The sequence below is a fragment of the Microbacterium phyllosphaerae genome (assembly GCF_050628115.1).
Lineage (GTDB): Bacteria > Actinomycetota > Actinomycetes > Actinomycetales > Microbacteriaceae > Microbacterium > Microbacterium phyllosphaerae_A.
Map to the genome: position 1 here is coordinate 2,723,573 of NZ_CP192502.1, position 19,025 is coordinate 2,742,597.

Sequence of the window (19,025 nt, forward strand, 5' to 3'; positions counted from 1 at the left end):
GGGCTTCGTCGTCAGAGCTCGGTCAGTCCTCGAATGGGCGGGCGATCACGTCACCGGAGCCGGTCTGCACGACCTCCCAGCCCGCATCGAGCTCGGCGGTCGCGCGGCCCTCGAGCCAAGTGAGCGTCCAGTGCCCCGTGAGACCGCGCGATTCGACCTCGGAGATCGCCGGCCGGAGCGCGGCGGGAACGGATGCCGGCGGCTCGGAGCCGGTGGCCCACCGCGTGCCCAGCTGCATCAGGCGCCCTCGACCGGGGCGAGCTCGATCGCGGTGACCGCGAACTCGTCACCCACGGCGAGTCCCAGCTCTGCGATGCGCCCGACGGCCGACAGGTCGGCGGCGGCTGCTCGCAGCGCCTCGTACTTCTCCGCCGGAGCCGTGATCATGGCGCTGGCGACCGGGGTCTTCTGCGATGCCTTGGCCTCGGTCTTCGCGCGACGGATGCTGATCAGAGCCTCGCTGGCCACGGACAGCACGGCGGGGTCGCCCTCGATGCCGAGCGGCTCGGGCCAGGATGCCGTGTGCACCGAGCCCTCTTCGAACCACGACCACACCTCTTCGGTCGCGAACGAGAGGATCGGTGCGAGCAGGCGCAGCAGCGTCGAAAGCGCGAGCCGCAGCGCGAGCGCGGCGGATGCCTGACCCACGTCGTTCTGGTTGTAGGCGCGCTCCTTCACGAGCTCGAGGTAGTCGTCGCAGAAGGTCCAGAAGAACGCCTCGGTGACTTCGAGCGCCTTCGCCTGGTCGTAGTTCTCGAACGCCCTGGTGGCCTCCGCGATCACGGCGTCGAGCCCGGTGAGCATCGAGGCGTCGAGAGCGTGGGTGACCTGCGCACCCTCGGGCACGGGGAACGACAGCACGAACTTCGCGGCGTTCAGCACCTTGATCGCCAGGCGGCGACCGATCTTGACCTGCGTCGGGTTCTGCGGGTCGAAGGCGGCATCCATACCCAGGCGGCTGGAGGCGGCCCAGTAGCGCACCGCATCCGATCCGTGGGTCTCGAGGATGTCCGCCGGCGTCACGACGTTGCCCTTCGACTTCGACATCTTCTTGCGGTCGGGGTCGACGATGAAGCCCGAGATGGCGGCGTTGCGCCACGGCGAGCGGCCGTCTTCGAGAGTCGAACGCAGCATGGTCGAGAACAGCCAGGTGCGGATGATGTCCTGACCCTGCGGGCGCAGGTCGAACGGGGCGGTGAGCTGCCAGAGCTCTTCATCGCGCTGCCATCCGCCGGCGAGCTGCGGGGTCAGAGACGAGGTCGCCCAGGTGTCGAGGATGTCGGCCTCGGCCTCGAAGCCGCCGGCCACTCCACGCTGATCCTCGGTGTATCCCGCAGGCACATCGGTCGTCGGATCGATGGGGAGGATCGCGTGATCGGGGGCGAGCACCCGGTCGTAGTCGCGGTCGCCGTTCTCATCGAGTCCGTACCAGAGCGGGATCGGCACGCCGAAGAAACGCTGCCGGGACACGAGCCAGTCGCCGGTCAGGCCGCCGACCCAGTTCTCGTAGCGCACCCGCATGAACTCCGGATGCCAGTCGAGCTCGGTGCCGTGCGCGAGCAGCTCATCACGGAGCTTCGCATCGCGGGCGCCGTTGCGGATGTACCACTGCCGCGTCGACACGATCTCGAGCGGACGGTCGCCCTTCTCGAAGAACTTCACCGCGTGGGTGAAGGGCTTGCCGACCGCAGTCATGTCGCCGGTCTGCTGCAGTTTATCGACGATCGCCTTGCGGGCCGAGAACACGGTCTTGCCGGCCAGCTCGGCCGTGTACCAGTCGATGGCCTCGGGGCTCGCCACGATCGACGGTGCGGTGGGCAGGAAGCGCCCGTCCAGACCGATGGTCGTCATGTTCGGCAGGTCGGCGCCGGTGGTGGTGCGCAACTCACGCCACCAGATGATGTCTGTCACGTCGCCGAAGGTGCAGACCATGGCCGCACCCGTGCCCTTGTCGGGCTGCGCGAGGTGGTGTCCGTGGATCTCGATCTCGGCACCGAAGAAGGGCGTCCGCACCTTCGTGCCGATCAGGTGCTTGTGCGGCCCCTCGGGGTGCGTCACGATCGCGACACAGGCGGGGAGCAGCTCCGGACGGGTGGTCTCGATCGTGATCGAGCCCGAACCGTCGGCGAAGGGGAAATCGATGGTGTGGTATGCGGCCTGCTGGTCGCGGTCCTCGAGCTCCGCCTGAGCGATGGCCGAGCGGAAGTCGATGTCCCACAGGGTCGGCGCGAGCGACTGGTAGGCCTCGCCGCGCTCGAGGTTGCGCAGGAATGCGAGCTGGCTCTGACGGATCGTGTCGTCGGAGATCGTGCGGTACGTCTGAGTCCAGTCGACGCTGAGGCCGAGCTGGCGGAACAGGGCCTCGAACTGCTTCTCATCTTCGAGGGTCAGGCGCTCGCACAGCTCGATGAAGTTGCGGCGGCTGATCGGCACCTGGTCGGCCGCGCGGCTGGACTTGTTGTCGCCACCCTCGAACGGCGGGGTGAAGTCGGTCTGGTACGGGAGGGTCGGGTCGCACCGCACGCCGTAGTAGTTCTGCACCCGGCGCTCGGTGGGCAGGCCGTTGTCGTCCCACCCCATCGGGTAGAAGACGTTCTTGCCGCGCATGCGCTCGAAGCGCGCCTTGACGTCGGTGTGCGTGTACGAGAACACGTGGCCGATGTGCAGACTGCCGGACGCCGTGGGAGGGGGAGTGTCGATCGAGTACACGCCCTCACGGCCGGACTGTGCGGCGCGGAGTCGGTCGAACAGGTAGGTGCCCTGCTCGGACCACGACTCACCCCACTTCGCTTCGAGGCCTTCGAGTACGGGCTTGTCGGGTATCACGGACATGGAGGTCTCCTCGAGCGATGTATGCGGCACTGTGTGAGCGTGCCTGAGTGTGGGTTGTGCCCACAGTCTAATCGCCCCGAACAGGTGGGGAATCCGTCACTCGCCCCAGACGGCCTCGACGATCGTGCGCGCATCATCGTCGTCGAGGATCAGCGTGGTCTCGGACGACCCGAAGAGCTCCAGGGTGGGGCTCGCCTGCACCGCGATCTGTTCGAGGTCGATGAAGTCGCCGTCGGCGTTCTGCACAGACATCCGGATCTCGTCGGTCGGGAGGTCGTTCTCGGTCAGGATGACGCGCAGGAAGGCCGCAAGGTCGTCCTCGTCGATGGTCTCCCTGTCGACGTCGATGCCCACGTTGAGGTAGAAGGTGAAACCGTCGAGGCCCTTGGCGGCGAACGAGTCGGTCACGCCACGACCGGATGCGGCGAGTTCTGCGGGAATGGTCTCCGCGAAGTCGCCGTCGGCGAGCTCCTTCGTGATGACGCCGCACCCCACGAGCGCGATTCCCACTGCGGCGATCAGAGCGATTCCGAGGACGCGCAGCCGGCGTGACGCAGAGCGATCACTCACCCCAGACGGCCTCGACGATCGCTGCCGCCTGGTCGTTCGTGACCGCCAGGTCGCCGTAGCTGGCCGCTCGCGTCTCGAGGTCCGGGCTGATCTGCTCCACCACCTCTTTCACGTCGATGGGTTCGCCGTCGACATCGTTCACGGAGAGCTTGATCTGATCGCTCGGCACATCGTTGTTCTGGAGCACGATCGTGAGTATCCCGGCGAGATCATCGGCCGTGAGCTCAGCGTGGTCGAGGTCCACCCCGACGATGAGGTTGAAGGTGAAGCCGTCGATTCCTTTCGCCGCGAACGAGTCGGTCACGCCGATGTCGGATTCGGCCAGGGCAGCGGGAATCGTCTCGGCGAAGTCTCCGTCGGAGAGTTCTTTCGTGATCGCTCCGCACCCGCTCAGCGCGACCATGGCGGCGCCGAAGGCGAGGATCGCGACTCCGCGGACGAGTCGGGTGACGCCGGTGGTGCTCATGTCAGCGTTCCACTCCTTGATAGACCTGGTGATCGACGACCGTACCACCGAGCCCGGCCAGATCCCATGGATCGGTGCCGTCGTTGGCCGCGTGGTAGCCACTTTCCCACTCGCTCACGGAGAGCGCGTACTCCTCGTTGTTGTGCGCACCGAAGCCGTGCAGCCCATCCGGATCCGGGAGCGTGATCTGATGAATGTTCGGCGGGAGGACGGTCACGGGTGTGTTCGGGATGTCGAACGGGGACTGGCCCGGCAGCCCTGGCACGCCGAGGAGGCTCCCATCCAGCATCGGCACGACGTCCGTGGCGTGCTGGAACGCGTAGACCGGTACGTTCGGCGGCACATGGAAGTTGTCGACGGGGGAGCCGTTGGTCACGACCCCGATCGGGTTGTAGGGGAAGGACGAGTCCGCGGCGAGGTTCGCCGCCATGATTCCGCCCTGACTGAAGCCGGTCAGCACGACGTCGGATCCCGCGGGGATCCCCGCCTGCTGCATCGCATCCAGCACCGCGCGCTCGTACTGAGTGCGGAAGAGCGGGTTGTCGAGCATCAGTGCGAGGTTGTTGTCTCGGTCGTTCATCGCGCCGCTCGAAGGACCGAACTCCCATGCCTGTGTCGACGGGAGCGATACAACCCAGTGCGTCGAGCCGTCGGGACCGACGACCTCTTTGATGTCGATCGCCGTGGAGCTCTCGCCGCCCATCGCGTCGGTCGTGCCGTTCACCGACACGAGATCCGACAGCGAGTCGAGCGAGGTGACCCCATGAGCCTCGTTCCATGCGAGGAGTTGCTCCTCGTTCAACGTCGACGGATCGATCTCGTTCACGCGCGCGTCATCGGTCAGGAAGTCGTGCAGGACGTTGCCGAACACCAACCCGAGCGGTCCACCGGTGAGCGCTCCGACCAGAGGCAGCATGTCCACGAGGAGGTCTCGGAGCGTCGCCAGTGCGTCTCCGATGAGGGGGACCAGCTTATACAGCAGCTGAGCGAGCGAGACGACGGCGCCCGTGAGGCTCTTGACCAGAGCGCCCGCAGAGGTGATGAAGTCGGCGGCCGACGACGCGAAGCGCTTGATGTCATCGATCTTCTTCAGCGGGTTGAGGCTGAAGCTGAAGAGATCGTCGGCGAATCGACTGAGGCTCCCGAGGAAGTCGCAGATCAGGACCCTCGTGGATTCGATGATCTGGCTGACCAGGCGCACGGCGCTTGCGGTGGCCCCGGTCCACTGCGCGGCGTCCTCGGCGACGGACAGCAGGTCGTCGTAGCGGGCCCGGAGCGCGCGGACCGTTCGTCCATCCATGTCCGCGAGTCTCGGCTCGGCGTCCCGCAGGGTCTCGACGACCCGGCGGAGGGACTTCTCGGCGTCCTCCCATCGCGAAGCGAATCCGCCGACCGTCCCCGGGTCGCCGAGGAGGTCGTCGAACCACTCGCGCAGCGGGGCGATGTACTGGATCAGCATCCCTGCGAAACCCGGGATGCTCGCGCAGTCCGCCTGCGATGCACTGGGCCCGGGCGCCCCGGTGGCCCAGGATCCGGAGCGCACCTGGCTGCTGATGCCGGCGATCGCGCTCACAGCTCGCCCTCGATCGAGCCGAACGCCTTGACGGCGCCGTCCTCGATCTCGCCGAACGCATCGACGATGCCTTTGAGTCCTGTGCCGGTCGCGTCGGCGAGCTCGGTGGCCGCCGTGAGCGTGGACTCGGATGCATCGGCGAGCGCGTCGATGGCCGGGCCGAGTAGCGGCCCGCACATCGCGCCGAAGGCCGACTGCCCGACGCCTCCTGCGGCCGTCTTCGCTGCGGCGCCGAGGAGTTCGGCGGCGGTGGTGAGTGACCTCACGTGTGCGCGAAGCTCATCCTCGTCGATGATGATCTGCTGGTTGGCTGCGGTCATCGTGATCGGTTCCCCCCGAATATGTGTCTGGTGTGGTCCGGCGTCAGCTGCCGCCGAGGACGCGCTGGCCGGCCAGGTCCGCGTCCGAGTACTGAGTCGCGAGGTCTCCGAGCGCGTCGGAGATCGCGACGACGAGCGCGGTGCGTTCGCGCATGAGTCCGTCGAACCTGCCCTGCGCCGAGTCGAACGCGAGCTGGGCCTCACCCGACCACGATCGACGAAGGATCCCCGCGTGGGCGGTGAGTTCCTCGAGCGCGGCGTCGATGCTGCGCGAGGCGACGCTGATCGCCTTTGCCGCCTTCGCCACCTGCGCCGGATTGACCTCGATGACGCCCATCAGCGGTACTCGATCGTGCTGCCGCCTGCCTGCGGGAAGGCGGTGTCGATGTCGTTGCGCACGGCCGCGACGAGCGGCGAGCTCTCGCCGAGAGTCAGGCTCATCGACGCGAGCACCTGCTCTGCGGCCGCGCGCTGCGCCTTCGCGATCGTCGCGGTGATGAGTCCGCCGAGTGCCGCGGCGTCGGTCGCCGTGCTGATCGATGACAGCTGCACGGATTCGATCCCGCCCGTGGGGCGCGCGGTGACCGTGACGCGACCATCCGCAGACGAGACCGTCGCCGTGGTCTCCTCGACCTCGTCCTCGAGCTTCGCCGACTCCGCCGCCAGGTCCTGCGCATGGGCGATCTGGGCATCGATCTTCGCGTTCAGCGCGGCGATCGTGTCCGAAAGTTCCTCGGTTGACACTGCTACCCCCTCCTCCGGTGTCCTCGCAGTATATGAGGAGGTGGTGAAGTGGTGAAGGCCGCGGAGCGCTCGTGTCGCCGAGGACGTCTTAGAATTGGATCGAGTCCAAGAACTGATGCATCCGCGTCGTCTCCCGCATTCCCTCCCGAGGAACAGCATGCCCATCTCCCTCCTGCGCCGCGCGATCCCGCTCGGTGCCACCGTCGCCGTAAGCGCTCTCCTGCTCAGCTCTTGCGCCGCTCCCTCCTCCGAATCCGACGGCGGAGAGCTCGTCTGGTCGATCGAGGGTGCAAACCTCTCGGCCGGTCACATGGACCCGCAGGTGAGCCAGCTCGACGTGTCGGGCATGGTGCAGCGCGCCGTGCTCGACTCTCTCGTGTTCCAGGAGGACGACGGCTCGTTCACCCCGTGGCTCGCGAAGGAGTGGACCGTCTCGGACGACAGCACCGAGTACACCTTCGTCCTCCGCGACGATGTGACGTTCACCGACGGCGAGCCCTTCGACGCCGAGGCGGTCAAGGCGAACTTCGACCGCATCGTCGACCCGGAGACCGAGTCGGCCCAGGCGGCGTCGATGCTCGGCGCCGACTTCTACGCAGGCACGGAGGTCGTCGACGACCACACCGTGAAGGTGAGCTTCACCCAGCCGTACGCGCCGTTCCTGCAGGCCGCCAGCACCCCGCAGCTCGGGTTCTATTCGCCTGCCGTGCTCGAGGAGTCCGCTGATCAGCTGAAGGCCGGAGGGCCCGACGTCACGGTCGGCACCGGGCCGTTCGTGCTCACGGAGTACACGCCCGACCAGGAGCTCGTGTACACCCGCAACGACGACTACGCCTGGGGCCCGCACGGCGAGGACGCACCGAAGGTCGAGACGCTGCGCGTCGAGATCCAGCCGGAGGCCTCCGTGCGCACCGGCGTGGTGCAGAGCGGCGAGGCGGATCTCGCGAGCAACATCCCGCCGAACCTCGCGGGGGATCTCGGAGACGGCATCACCGTCGATTCGATCGAGTACCCCGGCCTGCCCTATTCGCTGTACCTCAACGAGAAGTACGGCGTCTTCGCCGACGAGAAGGTCCGCCAGGCATTCGCTCGGGGCATCGACGTCGACGCGGCTGTCGATGAGATCTTCTTCGGACAGTTCCCACGGGCGTGGAGTGTGCTCGGGTCGACGACCCCCGGCTACGACGCCTCGCTCGAGGACAGCTGGCCGTTCGATGCCGCCGCAGCGAGCGCACTGCTCGACGAGGCGGGCTGGACCGAGCGCGACAGCGACGGCATCCGCATGAAGGACGGCCAGCGCCTGTCGGCGCGGTGGATCGCGTGGACTCCGGTGCCGGACGATCGCGCGGCGCTGGCGAACGCCATCCAGTCGGACCTCAAGGGCATCGGCTTCGAGGTCGTTCGCGAGGTGCTCGAACCGGGCGCCTACAACGAGCAGTACGGTCCGAAGACCTTCGATCTGACCGACTGGGGATTCTCGGGCGTCGACCCGGACTTCCTGCGCGCGCATCTGCACACGGACGGATTCCAGAACGCCTCGCAGGTCACGGATCCTGAGATCGATGCCCTGCTCGACCAGGCTGTCGCGTCCAGCGACCAGGATCAGCGCGACAGCATCTACACGCAGCTGCAGGAGTGGAACGCGGAGTACACGGCGATCGTGCCGCTGTACAGCCCGTCGGCCATCACCGCCGTCGGTGAGCGCGTCAGCGGTCTCGACTACGACCTATACGGGCGGCCCCTGTTCTTCGACGTGAGCGTCGGCTGACGCCTGGGTCGTCGAGCCTCCTCCGGTATTTTGCTGCGGTATCGTTCGTGAGCGAGCGCCGCGTACCGGAGGGTGCTCAGGAACTGTCGAGAGGGCGCGAACGGTGAAGGCAGCGCTCCTCCGCATCGCCGGCCTCGCGGCATCCGTCGTGATCGTGCTCTGGGGCGCGGCGACGCTGGTGTTCCTGGCGTTCCGCATCATTCCGGGTGATCCGGTCTCGGTGATGCTCGGACCGCAGGCCCAGGTCAGCGAGGCGGTGAAAGACGGCATCCGCGCAGAGCTCGGCCTCGACCGGCCGCCGCTCGAGCAGTATCTGAGCTTCATCGGTCAACTCGCCAGGGGAGACTTGGGGGAGTCGTACCAACTGCGGATGCCGGTGGCCGAGGTCATCGGCCGTCAGCTCGGGCCGACACTGCAGCTCTCGGCGCTCGCTCTCGTGATCGCGGTGCTGCTCGCGCTGGCCGTGGCCCTGCTGGTGCGCGGTCAGGCAGGGCGAGCCGTCGCGGCGGGCATCGAACTCGTCATCCTCTCGTCGCCGGTGTTCTGGATCGGTCTGATCCTGCTCAGCGTCTTCGCGTTCGGACTCGGGTGGTTCCCCGTCTCGGGTGCGCGGAATCCGGCGACGATCGTGCTGCCGGCCATCACGCTCGCGCTGCCGGTCGCGGCGCTTCTCAGTCAGGTCCTGCGCGACGGACTCGTGCAGGCCGAGCGGATGCCGTTCGCAGAGACCGTCCGGGCCCGGGGCGCGGGCCCGTCGTGGTTCACCCTGCGGCACGGGCTGAGGCACGGTGCCGCGAATGCGGTGACGCTGGCGGCCTACCTGACCGGATCGGTGCTCGGCGGGGCCGTGCTCGTCGAGACGGTCTTCGCCCGTGCGGGCCTCGGGCGGGTCACGCTCGCAGCCATCACCAACCGCGATCTGCCGGTGATCACGGGGATCATCCTGCTCAGCGCCATCGTGTTCGTGATCGTGAACCTCGTGATCGAGCTCCTGCATCCGCTCATCGACCCGCGTCTTCGCAAGGAACGCGGGGGTGCGCGATGAAGCGCGCGCAGGTCGTGCTGCTGTGGTGCGCGGTGGCCGTGCTGCTGGTTCTCGCGTTCGCCGCGGCCTTCCCCGGAGTCCTCGCCACGCACGACCCGCTCCAGACGGACGTGCGGGCATCGCTGCTGCCGCCGAGTGCCGAGCACCTGTTCGGCACCGATCAGAGCGGCCGCGACGTGTACTCGCGGGTGATCCACGGAGCCGGGCGCTCGATCGGGATCGGTCTGCTCGCGACCGGCATCGCGCTCGCTGCAGGACTCCTCATCGGCGCGCTCGCCGGACTCGCTCCACGGGGAGTCGACGCGGCGCTCATGCGGGTCAACGACGTGCTCATGGCCTTCCCCGAGTTCCTGGTAGCACTCGTCGTCGTGGCAGTGCTCGGACCAGGGCCGGTCAACATCGCGATCGCGGTGACGCTCGCCGCCGTCCCCGTCTACATCCGTCTCGCCCGCGTGCAGACCCGCACGCTTCGCGGCGCCGAGCACGTCGAGGCCGCACGCATCCTCGGGGTTCCTCCCGTGCCCGCCTTCGTCCGTCACGTGGTGCCGGGGGTGCTCGGCTCGTTGAGCGTGCTCGCGACGATCGGCATCGGATCGAGCATCCTCGCCGCGGCCGGACTCAGCTTTCTCGGCCTCGGTCCCTCGGAGCCGACACCCGAGTGGGGACTCATGCTCGCGGGTGGGCGCAACGTGCTGGGCCAGGCCTGGTGGATCGCCGTGTTCCCCGGCATCGCGATCACCGTGACCGTGATCGCGGCGACCGTCGTCGGCCGGGTCCTGCGTGCCAGAGCAGAGGGGCGGACCTCATGACCGCGGCGCTGGAGCTGACGGGCCTCCGCATCGACTTCGGTGGGGCGCCCGTGGTCGACGGGGTGTCGATGACCGTGTCGCGTGGTGAGTGCGTCGCCATCGTGGGCGAGTCGGGGGCAGGCAAGTCGCTCACCGCCCGGGCGCTGCTCGGACTGACACCCGCAGAAGCCCGCGTGCGCGTCGAGCGGCTGGTGGTCGACGGAACGGATGTCGCACGCTTCGGCGAGCGCCGCTGGCGGTCCCTGCGCGGCTCCGGCATCGCGCTCGTCTCGCAGGACGCTCTCGTCTCGCTCGACCCGCTGCAGCGGGTGGGATCGGAGATCGCCGAACCTCTGCGTCTCCATGGTCTCGTCTCCGGTCGGGTGGCGCTGCGCGACAGGGTCCAGGAACTGCTGCACCGGGTGTGGATGCCGGATGCCGTCCGCAGAGCGCGGCAGTATCCGCACGAGCTCTCCGGGGGTCTCAGACAGCGAGCGCTGATCGCCTCGGCCATCGCCGCGGAACCTGCGATCCTCGTCGCTGACGAGCCGACCACGGCTCTCGATGCGACCGTGCAGGCGAGGATCCTCGGACTTCTCCGCGAGATCGCGGACGCCGGCACGGCGATCGTATTCATCAGCCACGACTTCGCGGCCGTCCGTCGGATCGCTGACCGGGTGCTGGTCATGCGCGACGGCGCGGTGGTCGAGTCAGGGTCGGTGGCCGAGGTGATGGAGGCTCCGCAGCACGAGTACACGCGGCAGCTGATCGCCGCGACGATCCACGAGCCGAGAGCGCCCTCCAAAGGCGACCCCTCGCCCGTGCTCGTGGTGACAGGTGCGACAAGGACGTTCGGCGAGATCGCAGCGGTGAGCGCTGCGTCATTCGCCGTGCATGAGGGTCGCACGCTCGGGATCGTCGGGGAGTCCGGCTCGGGCAAGACGACGCTCGCTCGGATGATCGTCGGCGTCGAGCGGCCGGATGACGGGGGCCTGCGCTGGATCGGAGAGCGCCGCGTGCAGCTCGTCCATCAGAACCCGCTCGGCGCGTTCGACCCTCGGTGGACGATCGGTCGTTCGCTGAGGGAGGCGCTCGCCGCGGGCGGCGTCCCGCGCACACTGCGGGCCCGGCGTGTGTCCGAGCTTCTGGCCGAAGTCGACCTCGACCCCGTGCTGGCGAACCGCCGGCCCGCCGCCCTGTCGGGCGGGCAGCGTCAGCGCGCGGCCATCGCACGGGCGCTGGCGGCCGAGCCCGAGGTGCTGGTGTTGGACGAGCCGGTGTCGGCGCTCGATCCGTCCGTGCGCGAACGCGTGCTCCAGCTGCTGCTACGACTGCAGCGCGAGCGTCGGCTGACCATGATCTTCGTGTCCCACGATCTGGACGTCGTTGGAGCGGTCGCCGACGACGTGCTCGTGATGCAGGACGGCGTCATCGTCGAGCAGGGCGCGGTCGCCGATGTGTTTGCTTCGCCGCAGCATCCGTTCACGCAGGAGCTGCTCGAGGCGAACGGCCCCGTCAGTCCTTGACCTGGATGCCGATGCCCGCAGCGAGCACCGGGGCGAGCTGCTGCACCTGGAAGCTGCTCAGCGTCGTCCCGCGGAGGCTGTTCGCATCGAGGAACGCCGAGGCGTCGAGCCCGCGCAGGTCCACATGCGTGGCGCGCATGCCTCGCGGGTCGACCTCGTCGGCGCGCGTGTCGGTGAAGCGCACACGCGCGAGCTCGGCCTGGGGCATGTCGATCGTCCGGATGCTGCACGCGGTGATCTCGATGTCGGCCGCCCGCGCCCCGCCGAGGTTGAGATAGTCGATGCGCACGTCGCGGAGCTCCAGCTCGTCGATGCGCGCGCTGCTCAGATCGAGTGTGCCGATGCGGCCTCCGCTGATGCGGACACGGCGCACGCCGGCATCCCGCATCTTGAGCGAGGCGATGCGGACGTCCGTCATGTCGACGTCGATGAGCGTCGCTCCGGTCAGGTCGACGCTGTCGGCATCGGCCGTGATCGTGCACTGCTCGAGTGAGGCGTGGGCGAGATCTCCCGTGACCTCGAGATCGAGCCGGGCCGCGAGCAGATCGGCGCCACGCCGAGCCGTCGCGGGCTCGAACTCGAGTGGAAGGTCGGGAGGCGATACGCGGGGAGCCGCAGGGGATTCGGGGGAGCGGGCCATGCTTCGAGGGTAGGGGGTGGGGCAGACACTCCCTGGCTCGGCCGCTTCTTGCCTCGGCCGGCTGCACTTCGGAAGTCCATGTGCGCTCCGCGAGTCCGTCTGGATCGCAAACGGACCAGGGAGGCGCAGAAAGACTTCCGAAGCGTTCGGCTCTCGGCTCCTGCACGGACGGAGCACCGGAGGCGGCTGTCCACTGATCTCGCGTGATGGGTGCGCGATCGCGGATGCCAGCCTCGGGAGGCGCACGCCCCACACCGCGCGTACAATGGGAGCCAAGAGCTGTGATCCGGACATCACCGGGGAGCTCTCGGAAGAACGGTCGGCCTCGCAAGGGCCGACTCAGTAGAACCGAGCGGGGCAGGCCCGTCACAGCCGCAGTGAGAGTGGCTCCGCCGAGAGGCGCGGCACGCGAGGTGGTACCGCGGTCCCCGGAACGACAAGCCGGACGGATCGTCCTCGCAGCAGCATCCGCCACGACTCCTGCGAGACGACATGACCTACCCGCGCTCCTCCTTCGGCCCCGCCGCCGACCAGGCTGCCTCCGTCGCCCCGAGCCCTCGGTTCCCCCAGATCGAGCGCGACGTGCTCGACTTCTGGGAGACCGACCAGACCTTCCGCGCCTCGATCGAGCAGCGCGAGGGCGCTGACGAGTGGGTCTTCTACGACGGCCCGCCGTTCGCCAACGGGCTGCCGCACTACGGGCACCTGCTCACCGGCTATGCCAAGGACGTCTTCCCGCGATTCCAGACCATGATCGGCAAGAAGGTCGATCGCGTCTTCGGCTGGGACACCCACGGTCTGCCTGCCGAGCTCGAGGCCATGAAGCAGCTCGGCATCACCGAGAAGAGCGAGATCGAGGCCATGGGCATCGACGTCTTCAACGCGAAGGCGAAGGACTCGGTGCTCAAGTACACGCACGAGTGGCAGGACTACGTCACGCGTCAGGCCCGCTGGGTCGACTTCGAGCGCGGGTACAAGACCCTCGATCTCGGCTACATGGAGAGTGTGCTGTGGGCGTTCAAGACCCTGTTCGACAAGGGCCTCGCCTATGAGGGATACCGCGTGCTGCCGTACTGCTGGCGCGACGAGACCCCGCTGTCGGCGCACGAGCTGCGCATGGACGACGACGTGTACCAGAACCGACAGGATCCGTCGGTCACGGTCACGTTCCCCCTGACGGGCGCCAAGGCCGAGGCCCTCGGACTCACCGCCGTGCGCGCACTGGCCTGGACCACCACGCCCTGGACCCTCCCCACGAACCTCGCCCTCGCCGTCGGCCCCGACATCGAGTACGTCGTGCTCCCCGCCGGCCCCGGCGGAGCGGCCGACGTGCACCAGATCGCAGGAACGACGGATGCCGCGGTCGAGGCCTCGGCGCACCGCTACCTCCTCGCGCGCGAACTGCTCGGCGGCTACGTCAAGGACCTCGGCTATGAGAGCCTCGACGACGCGCTCGCCGCGGTCGACGCGACCGTGCGGGGCGCCGAGCTCGAAGACGTCACCTACGACCGCCTCTTCGACTACTACGCCGACGCCGAGACCTACGGCACCGAGAATGCCTGGCGCATCCTCGTCGACGACTACGTCACGGTCAGCGACGGCACCGGCATCGTCCACCAGGCCCCGGCCTACGGTGAGGACGACCAGCGGGTCGCCGGTGCCGCCGGCATCCCGACGATCCTGTCGCTCGACGACGGCGGACGCTTCCTGCCCAACGTCACCGACGTCGCCGGTCAGCTCTGGATGGACGCGAACACGCCGCTCATCCGTCTGCTGCGCTCCGAGGGCCGCCTCCTGCGGGAGCAGAGCTACGTGCACTCGTACCCGCACTGCTGGCGTTGCCGGAACCCCCTGATCTACAAGGCCGTGTCGAGCTGGTTCATCCGTGTCACCGACATCAAGGACGACCTGCTCGCCAACAACGAGCAGATCACCTGGGTCCCCGAGAACGTCAAGCACGGCCAGTTCGGCAAGTGGCTCGAAGGCGCACGCGACTGGTCGATCAGCCGCAACCGCTACTGGGGCTCGCCGATCCCGATCTGGAAGAGCGACGACCCCGAGTACCCGCGTGTCGATGCCTACGGCTCGCTCGAGGAGATGGAGCGCGACTTCGGCACGCTGCCGCGCAACCCCGAGGGCGAGATCGACCTGCACCGCCCGTACATCGACGATCTGACGCGTCCGAACCCCGACGACCCGACCGGCAAGAGCACCATGCGCCGCATCGAGGACGTCTTCGACGTGTGGTTCGACTCGGGCTCGATGCCCTACGCCCAGGTGCACTACCCGTTCGAGAACCAGGAGTGGTTCGACACGCATGCACCGGCCGACTTCATCGTCGAGTACATCGGGCAGACGCGCGGCTGGTTCTACGTCATGCACGTGCTGTCGACCGCGCTGTTCGACCGTCCGGCGTTCACCGGCGTCAGCTGCCACGGCATCGTCCTCGGCAACGACGGCTACAAGATGTCGAAGTCGCTGCGCAACTACCCGGACGTCTCCGAGGTGCTCGACCGTGACGGCTCCGACGCCATGCGCTGGTTCCTCATGTCGAGCTCGGTGCTCCGCGGAGGCAACCTCGCGGTGACCGAAGAGGGCATCCGCTCAGGCGTGCGCGAGTTCCTGCTTCCGCTGTGGAACTCGTGGTACTTCTTCGCGACGTATGCGAACGCGGCGAAGCCCGGCGGGTATGAGGCGACGTGGCGCACGGATTCCACCGATGTGCTCGACCGCTACATCCTGGCTCGTCTCGGCGACCTCGTGCGGGAGGTGCGAGCCGACCTCGAGGGACTCGACTCCACCACGGCCTCCGCGCGTCTGCGCGACTTCGCCGAGGTGCTCACCAACTGGTACATCCGCCGCTCGCGCGACCGGTTCTGGGAGGGATCGAACGCCGATGCGTTCGACACCCTCTATACGGTGCTCGAGACGCTGACCCGCGTCGCCGCGCCTCTCGTGCCGCTCATCAGCGAGCGCGTGTGGCAGGGACTCACGGGCGGGCGAAGCGTGCATCTGCAGGACTGGCCGGACGCCAGCGCGTTCCCTGCAGCGGACGAGATCCGTGACGCGATGGATGCCGTGCGCGAGCTGTCGAGCGTGGCCAACGCGCTGCGCAAGAAGGAGAAGCTGCGCGTACGGCTGCCTCTCGCCCGACTCACGGTCGTGTCGCCGCTCGCGGCGACGCTCGGCCAGTTCGAGGACATCCTGCGCGAGGAGCTCAACGTCAAGTCGGTCGAGCTCGTCGAGCAGTCCGACACGACCGCGGTGGACTACGGCATCAGCCATCGGCTCAGCGTCAACGCCCGTGCCGCAGGCCCGCGCCTCGGCAAGAACGTGCAGACCGTGATCAAAGCCGCGAAGGCGGGCGACTGGTCGGAGAGCGACGGAGTCGTCACCGCAGGCGGCATCGCGCTCGAGTCGTCGGAGTACGAGCTCGCTCTCGAGACCACCGGGCGTCCGGCGGGCGAGGCGCTCGCTCTCGTGCCGGCGGGCGGCTTCGTGCTGTTGGACACGCAGACCACGCCGGAGCTCGAAGCCGAGGGCCTGGCGCGCGACGCGATCCGAGTCGTGCAGGAGGCGCGCAAGAACGCCGATCTCGACGTGAGCGACCGCATCGTGCTCGCGCTCAACGTGAGTGCTGCCGACGCCGAGGCTCTGCAGACGCACGCCGAGCTGATCGCGGGGGAAACCCTCGCGGTGGGCTTCGCGGTGCACGCGACCGACGAGATCGCCGCACTGGTGCAGGAGGTGACGAGTCCGGGTGACGGTGTGTTCCGCAGCGGCGCCACTGCCCTCGGTGCCGACAAGCGCCCGATCATCGTCACGATCGACACGAACATCGAGGAGCCGAGCGCATGAGCGCACGAGACAGGGCGGATGCCGTCTACGAGACGCTCTTGGGCCGCGCCGGAGAGCGCTGGGTGCAGCCGCGCAAGGAGCGCACCGCACGCATCCTCGCGTTCCTCGACGATCCGCAGCGCACGTACCGCGTCGTGCACATCACGGGGACGAACGGCAAGACGTCGACGGCCCGGATGATCGAGAGCCTGCTCAGGGCGCACGGCCTGCGCACCGGACTCTTCACGAGCCCGCACCTCGAGCGCTTCACCGAGCGCATCATGATCGACGGTCAGCCGATCGACGATGCCGCGGTCGCCGATGCGTGGGATGAGATCGAGCCGTTCGTCGGGATCGTCGACGCCGAGCTCGAAGCCGCAGGCGAGGAGCCTCTCACGTTCTTCGAGCTGCTCACCGTGCTGGCCTTCGTCGCGGTTGCCGATGCCCCGGTCGACGTCCTCGTCCTCGAAGTCGGCATGGGCGGCGAGTGGGACTCGACCAACACCGCCGACGGCGACGTGGCGGTGTTCGCGCCGATCGACATCGACCACGCCGACCGCCTCGGTGGCACGATCGCCGAGATCGCCACGGTGAAGGCGGGGATCATCAAGGAGGGCGCAGCCGTCGTCTCGGCGCAGCAGCCGGACGAGGCCGCTGACGTGCTTCGGCGCGTGGCTGCGGAGAAGAACGCCACGATCGCCTTCGAGGGCGATGAGTTCGGTCTCACCGACCAGAAGCTCGCGGTCGGAGGGCAGCTCATCTCGATCCGCGGGCTCGCGGGGGAGTACCTCGAGGAGTACCTGCCGCAGTACGGCGCGCATCAGGGGCACAACGCCGCTCTCGCGGTCGCCGCAGTGGAGGCGCTCATCGGCGGTGGGCAGCAGCAGATCGCGGCCGACATCGTCTCGGAGGGGCTGCAGGGTGCGACGTCGCCCGGTCGCCTTCAGCTGCTCGGCATCTCGCCCACGGTGATCGTCGATGCGGCGCACAACCCGCACGGCGCCGCAGCCCTCGCACAGGCGATGGATGACAGCTTCGACTTCGACGAGTGGGGCGTCGTCCTCGGAGTTCTCGGCGACAAGGATGCGGCGGGCATCGTGACGAAGCTCGCACCGGCGGCGGCCCACGTCTTCGCCACGGCACCCGATTCGGATCGGGCGAGCGATGCCGATGCGATCGCCGATCTCGTCGAAGCCGCAGGGCAGCGAGCGACCGTGCATCCGACGCTCGCCGAGGCTGCTGATGCCGCCCGCGAGTGGGCGGCATCGTCGGACCGCCGCGCCGTGGTCATCGCCGGATCCGTCGTGCTGGCAGGCGAGGCCATCTCTCTCGCGGAGGAAGAGGATTGGAAGTCGGGGTGGCGCGCATGAGTGCGGCGTCGGCATCTTCTCGGCCGCCTCGTGCACCGCGTCCGCCTCGGACTCTGGTGCAGAAGCTCGCGCCGATCGTGCTCGGATTCGAGTCGATCGTCGTGTTCCTCGCCGGGCTCACGGTCTTCGGCCTGAAGACGCTTCCACCGGGCATCCCGCAGTGGTGGGGGATCGTCGGCGGAGGGATCGTCGGGCTCGCCTGCATCGCTGTCGCGGGGATGATCACGAAGCCCTGGGCGATCACCGCGGGCTGGGTGATCCAGGTCGTCATCGCGCTGGGCGCGATCCTCGTTCCCGCCATCCTGTTCGTCGTCGTGATTTTCGGCGGCATGTGGGGATATGCGACGATCATGGGGGCTCGATTGGACGCACGACGTCCTGCCGTGCCCGCGACCGAGACTCAGACAGAGAGTGAATGACATGGCCACCGAAGAAACCCTCGTCCTCGTCAAGCCCGATGGTGTCGCTCGCGGCCTCACCGGTGCGATCCTGGCGCGCATCGAGTCGAAGGGCTACGCGCTCGTCGACATCCGTCTGGTCGAACCCGACCGCGACCTCCTCGCCGAGCACTATGCGGAGCACGAGGGAAAGCCGTTCTACGAGCCGCTCCTCGAGTTCATGCTCTCGGGTCCGTCGGTGGCGATCCGCCTCGCAGGCAACCGTGTGATCGAGGGCTTCCGCTCGCTCGCGGGCACCACCGACCCGACGACCGCGGCACCCGGTACGATCCGCGGCGACTTCGGCCGCGACTGGGGACTCAAGGTCCAGCAGAACCTCGTGCACGGCTCGGACAGCCCCGAGTCCGCCGCACGCGAGCTCGGCATCTGGTTCGACTGACTTCCGCGCAACGATGAAGCCCGCCGCGCGTTCCCGTGCGGCGGGCTTCATCGTTGCGGCAACGGCGGATCAGAAGATGATGCGCGCCATCTCGCCGAGGAAGTCGAGACCCTGCAGCTGGGCCATCATGATGATGACGGCATACGCGAGGATCGTGGCGAGCGGGACCCAGACCATGAGCTTGTCGGCGCGTTCCTGAGCCTTCTCGCTCTTCGTGAAGGTGCCGTTGCGGGTCAGATGCAGCATGGTCGCGAAGAACGTCGGGATCGTGACGGCCCAGGTGACCATGCACCAGGGGCACAGCACGCCGAGGTTGGGCGCGTAGAGGCTCTGCCCGATCAACCAGCACACCAGGCCGAAGGCGAACGTGATGCCGGCGCCGAAGGCGCCCCAGAACCAGCGGGGGAAGCGCGCACCCGCCAGGATGGCGACGCCGACGACGAGCGGTGCGATCCATCCGGAGAGCCCCATGAGAGGGTTCGGGAATCCGAACACCTCGCCCTGCCAGGAGCCGAGGTTCTTGCTGCACTGGATGAACGGACTGACATCGCAGGCGAGTGCGTCGGTCGGGTTCTCGAGCAGCACGAACTTCTCGACCGTGAGCTGGAAGGCGGCGAACCAGCCGACGACGCTCGCGATGATCAGCCAGACGGCATAGATGACGGGGCGGGTGCGCTGCTCGCTCATATGTGGATTATCCCAGTGATCA

General features: G+C 68.1%; 18 protein-coding genes. 8 read left to right on the top strand and 10 right to left on the bottom strand.

The features are described from left to right. Positions 1 to 22: 22 nt before the first annotated feature. The 8 genes from ACQ4LY_RS12910 to ACQ4LY_RS12945 all read right to left on the bottom strand — a co-directional run bounded on the left by ACQ4LY_RS12910 (position 23) and on the right by ACQ4LY_RS12945 (position 6,505). On the bottom strand, positions 23 to 238 hold the full coding sequence (locus ACQ4LY_RS12910) for a hypothetical protein (protein ID WP_056307132.1): 216 nt from the start codon (positions 236 to 238) through the stop codon (positions 23 to 25). After that, positions 238 to 2,832, bottom strand: coding sequence for a valine--tRNA ligase (valS, locus tag ACQ4LY_RS12915; protein WP_431072064.1), 2,595 nt, complete (start codon positions 2,830 to 2,832; stop codon positions 238 to 240). The genes ACQ4LY_RS12910 and valS overlap by 1 nt, the downstream gene beginning before the upstream one ends. A 96-nt stretch (positions 2,833 to 2,928) precedes the next feature. Continuing rightward, positions 2,929 to 3,402, bottom strand: coding sequence for a hypothetical protein (locus tag ACQ4LY_RS12920; RefSeq protein ID WP_431072066.1), 474 nt, complete (start codon positions 3,400 to 3,402; stop codon positions 2,929 to 2,931). Continuing rightward, positions 3,395 to 3,868, bottom strand: a complete 474-nt coding sequence (locus ACQ4LY_RS12925; protein ID WP_431072068.1) for a hypothetical protein — start codon at positions 3,866 to 3,868, stop codon at positions 3,395 to 3,397. The genes ACQ4LY_RS12920 and ACQ4LY_RS12925 overlap by 8 nt, the downstream gene beginning before the upstream one ends. 1 nt (position 3,869) lies before the next feature. Continuing rightward, entirely contained in the window at positions 3,870 to 5,441 is a 1,572-nt protein-coding gene (locus tag ACQ4LY_RS12930; RefSeq protein ID WP_431072070.1) for a hypothetical protein, read from the bottom strand. Next, the gene (locus ACQ4LY_RS12935; protein WP_431072072.1) at positions 5,438 to 5,761 is read right to left on the bottom strand and encodes a hypothetical protein; all 324 of its coding nucleotides are present in this window, start codon (positions 5,759 to 5,761) and stop codon (positions 5,438 to 5,440) included. Before ACQ4LY_RS12935 ends, ACQ4LY_RS12930 begins: the two co-directional genes overlap by 4 nt. A 43-nt stretch (positions 5,762 to 5,804) precedes the next feature. Continuing rightward, positions 5,805 to 6,098 carry a WXG100 family type VII secretion target gene (locus ACQ4LY_RS12940; RefSeq protein WP_431072074.1) on the bottom strand — a complete coding sequence of 98 codons (294 nt, stop codon included), beginning with the start codon at positions 6,096 to 6,098 and terminating at the stop codon, positions 5,805 to 5,807. Next, a complete protein-coding gene (locus tag ACQ4LY_RS12945; RefSeq protein WP_431072076.1) occupies positions 6,098 to 6,505 on the bottom strand; it encodes a YbaB/EbfC family nucleoid-associated protein in 408 nt (135 codons plus the stop codon). Before ACQ4LY_RS12945 ends, ACQ4LY_RS12940 begins: the two co-directional genes overlap by 1 nt. Before the next feature lie 157 nt (positions 6,506 to 6,662). On the opposite strand from ACQ4LY_RS12945, the gene ACQ4LY_RS12950 reads away from it, so the two are divergent. From ACQ4LY_RS12950 to ACQ4LY_RS12965, 4 genes are all read left to right on the top strand, one after another. Beyond that, the gene (locus tag ACQ4LY_RS12950; RefSeq protein WP_431072078.1) at positions 6,663 to 8,273 is read left to right on the top strand and encodes an ABC transporter substrate-binding protein; all 1,611 of its coding nucleotides are present in this window, start codon (positions 6,663 to 6,665) and stop codon (positions 8,271 to 8,273) included. A 103-nt stretch (positions 8,274 to 8,376) separates the two neighbouring features. Then, a complete protein-coding gene (locus tag ACQ4LY_RS12955) occupies positions 8,377 to 9,318 on the top strand; it encodes an ABC transporter permease (RefSeq protein WP_431072080.1) in 942 nt (313 codons plus the stop codon). Beyond that, entirely contained in the window at positions 9,315 to 10,127 is an 813-nt protein-coding gene (locus ACQ4LY_RS12960; protein ID WP_431072081.1) for an ABC transporter permease, read from the top strand. The genes ACQ4LY_RS12955 and ACQ4LY_RS12960 overlap by 4 nt, the downstream gene beginning before the upstream one ends. Beyond that, positions 10,124 to 11,632 carry an ATP-binding cassette domain-containing protein gene (locus ACQ4LY_RS12965; RefSeq protein WP_431072083.1) on the top strand — a complete coding sequence of 503 codons (1,509 nt, stop codon included), beginning with the start codon at positions 10,124 to 10,126 and terminating at the stop codon, positions 11,630 to 11,632. The genes ACQ4LY_RS12960 and ACQ4LY_RS12965 overlap by 4 nt, the downstream gene beginning before the upstream one ends. Here ACQ4LY_RS12965 and ACQ4LY_RS12970 read toward each other — a convergent pair. After that, complete coding sequence (locus ACQ4LY_RS12970) at positions 11,622 to 12,272, bottom strand: pentapeptide repeat-containing protein (protein ID WP_431072085.1); 651 nt, start codon at positions 12,270 to 12,272, stop codon at positions 11,622 to 11,624. The two genes, ACQ4LY_RS12965 and ACQ4LY_RS12970, sit on opposite strands and share 11 nt — an antisense overlap. 492 nt (positions 12,273 to 12,764) lie before the next feature. Here ACQ4LY_RS12970 and ileS point away from each other — a divergent pair, with 492 nt between their 5' ends. Genes ileS through ndk form a run of 4 tightly spaced genes read left to right on the top strand, consistent with a single transcriptional unit; the run spans position 12,765 to position 18,316 of the window. Further along, positions 12,765 to 16,130, top strand: coding sequence for an isoleucine--tRNA ligase (ileS, locus tag ACQ4LY_RS12975; RefSeq protein WP_431072087.1), 3,366 nt, complete (start codon positions 12,765 to 12,767; stop codon positions 16,128 to 16,130). After that, on the top strand, positions 16,127 to 17,479 hold the full coding sequence (locus ACQ4LY_RS12980) for a bifunctional folylpolyglutamate synthase/dihydrofolate synthase (protein ID WP_431072089.1): 1,353 nt from the start codon (positions 16,127 to 16,129) through the stop codon (positions 17,477 to 17,479). The genes ileS and ACQ4LY_RS12980 overlap by 4 nt, the downstream gene beginning before the upstream one ends. 56 nt (positions 17,480 to 17,535) lie before the next feature. Continuing rightward, positions 17,536 to 17,898 carry a DUF4233 domain-containing protein gene (locus ACQ4LY_RS12985; RefSeq protein WP_431072091.1) on the top strand — a complete coding sequence of 121 codons (363 nt, stop codon included), beginning with the start codon at positions 17,536 to 17,538 and terminating at the stop codon, positions 17,896 to 17,898. Position 17,899: 1 nt separating this feature from the next. Continuing rightward, positions 17,900 to 18,316: a nucleoside-diphosphate kinase gene (gene ndk, locus ACQ4LY_RS12990; protein ID WP_045254652.1), complete on the top strand. Its 417-nt coding sequence runs from the start codon at positions 17,900 to 17,902 to the stop codon at positions 18,314 to 18,316. A 69-nt stretch (positions 18,317 to 18,385) separates the two neighbouring features. Here the strand turns inward: ndk and ACQ4LY_RS12995 are convergent, their stop codons facing one another. Beyond that, positions 18,386 to 19,003 (bottom strand): vitamin K epoxide reductase family protein, encoded by a 618-nt coding sequence (locus tag ACQ4LY_RS12995; protein WP_431072094.1) that lies wholly within the window; start codon positions 19,001 to 19,003, stop codon positions 18,386 to 18,388. Positions 19,004 to 19,025 lie beyond the last annotated feature (22 nt).

Coding starts and splice junctions, on each gene's coding strand:
- ACQ4LY_RS12910 (WP_056307132.1), bottom strand. CDS start 238: ATGCAGCTGGGCACGCGGTGGGCCACCGGCTCCGAGCCGCCGGCATCC.
- valS (WP_431072064.1), bottom strand. CDS start 2,832: ATGTCCGTGATACCCGACAAGCCCGTACTCGAAGGCCTCGAAGCGAAG.
- ACQ4LY_RS12925 (WP_431072068.1), bottom strand. CDS start 3,868: ATGAGCACCACCGGCGTCACCCGACTCGTCCGCGGAGTCGCGATCCTC.
- ACQ4LY_RS12935 (WP_431072072.1), bottom strand. CDS start 5,761: ATGACCGCAGCCAACCAGCAGATCATCATCGACGAGGATGAGCTTCGC.
- ACQ4LY_RS12940 (WP_431072074.1), bottom strand. CDS start 6,098: ATGGGCGTCATCGAGGTCAATCCGGCGCAGGTGGCGAAGGCGGCAAAG.
- ACQ4LY_RS12950 (WP_431072078.1), top strand. CDS start 6,663: ATGCCCATCTCCCTCCTGCGCCGCGCGATCCCGCTCGGTGCCACCGTC.
- ACQ4LY_RS12960 (WP_431072081.1), top strand. CDS start 9,315: ATGAAGCGCGCGCAGGTCGTGCTGCTGTGGTGCGCGGTGGCCGTGCTG.
- ACQ4LY_RS12965 (WP_431072083.1), top strand. CDS start 10,124: ATGACCGCGGCGCTGGAGCTGACGGGCCTCCGCATCGACTTCGGTGGG.
- ACQ4LY_RS12970 (WP_431072085.1), bottom strand. CDS start 12,272: ATGGCCCGCTCCCCCGAATCCCCTGCGGCTCCCCGCGTATCGCCTCCC.
- ileS (WP_431072087.1), top strand. CDS start 12,765: ATGACCTACCCGCGCTCCTCCTTCGGCCCCGCCGCCGACCAGGCTGCC.
- ACQ4LY_RS12980 (WP_431072089.1), top strand. CDS start 16,127: ATGAGCGCACGAGACAGGGCGGATGCCGTCTACGAGACGCTCTTGGGC.
- ndk (WP_045254652.1), top strand. CDS start 17,900: ATGGCCACCGAAGAAACCCTCGTCCTCGTCAAGCCCGATGGTGTCGCT.
- ACQ4LY_RS12995 (WP_431072094.1), bottom strand. CDS start 19,003: ATGAGCGAGCAGCGCACCCGCCCCGTCATCTATGCCGTCTGGCTGATC.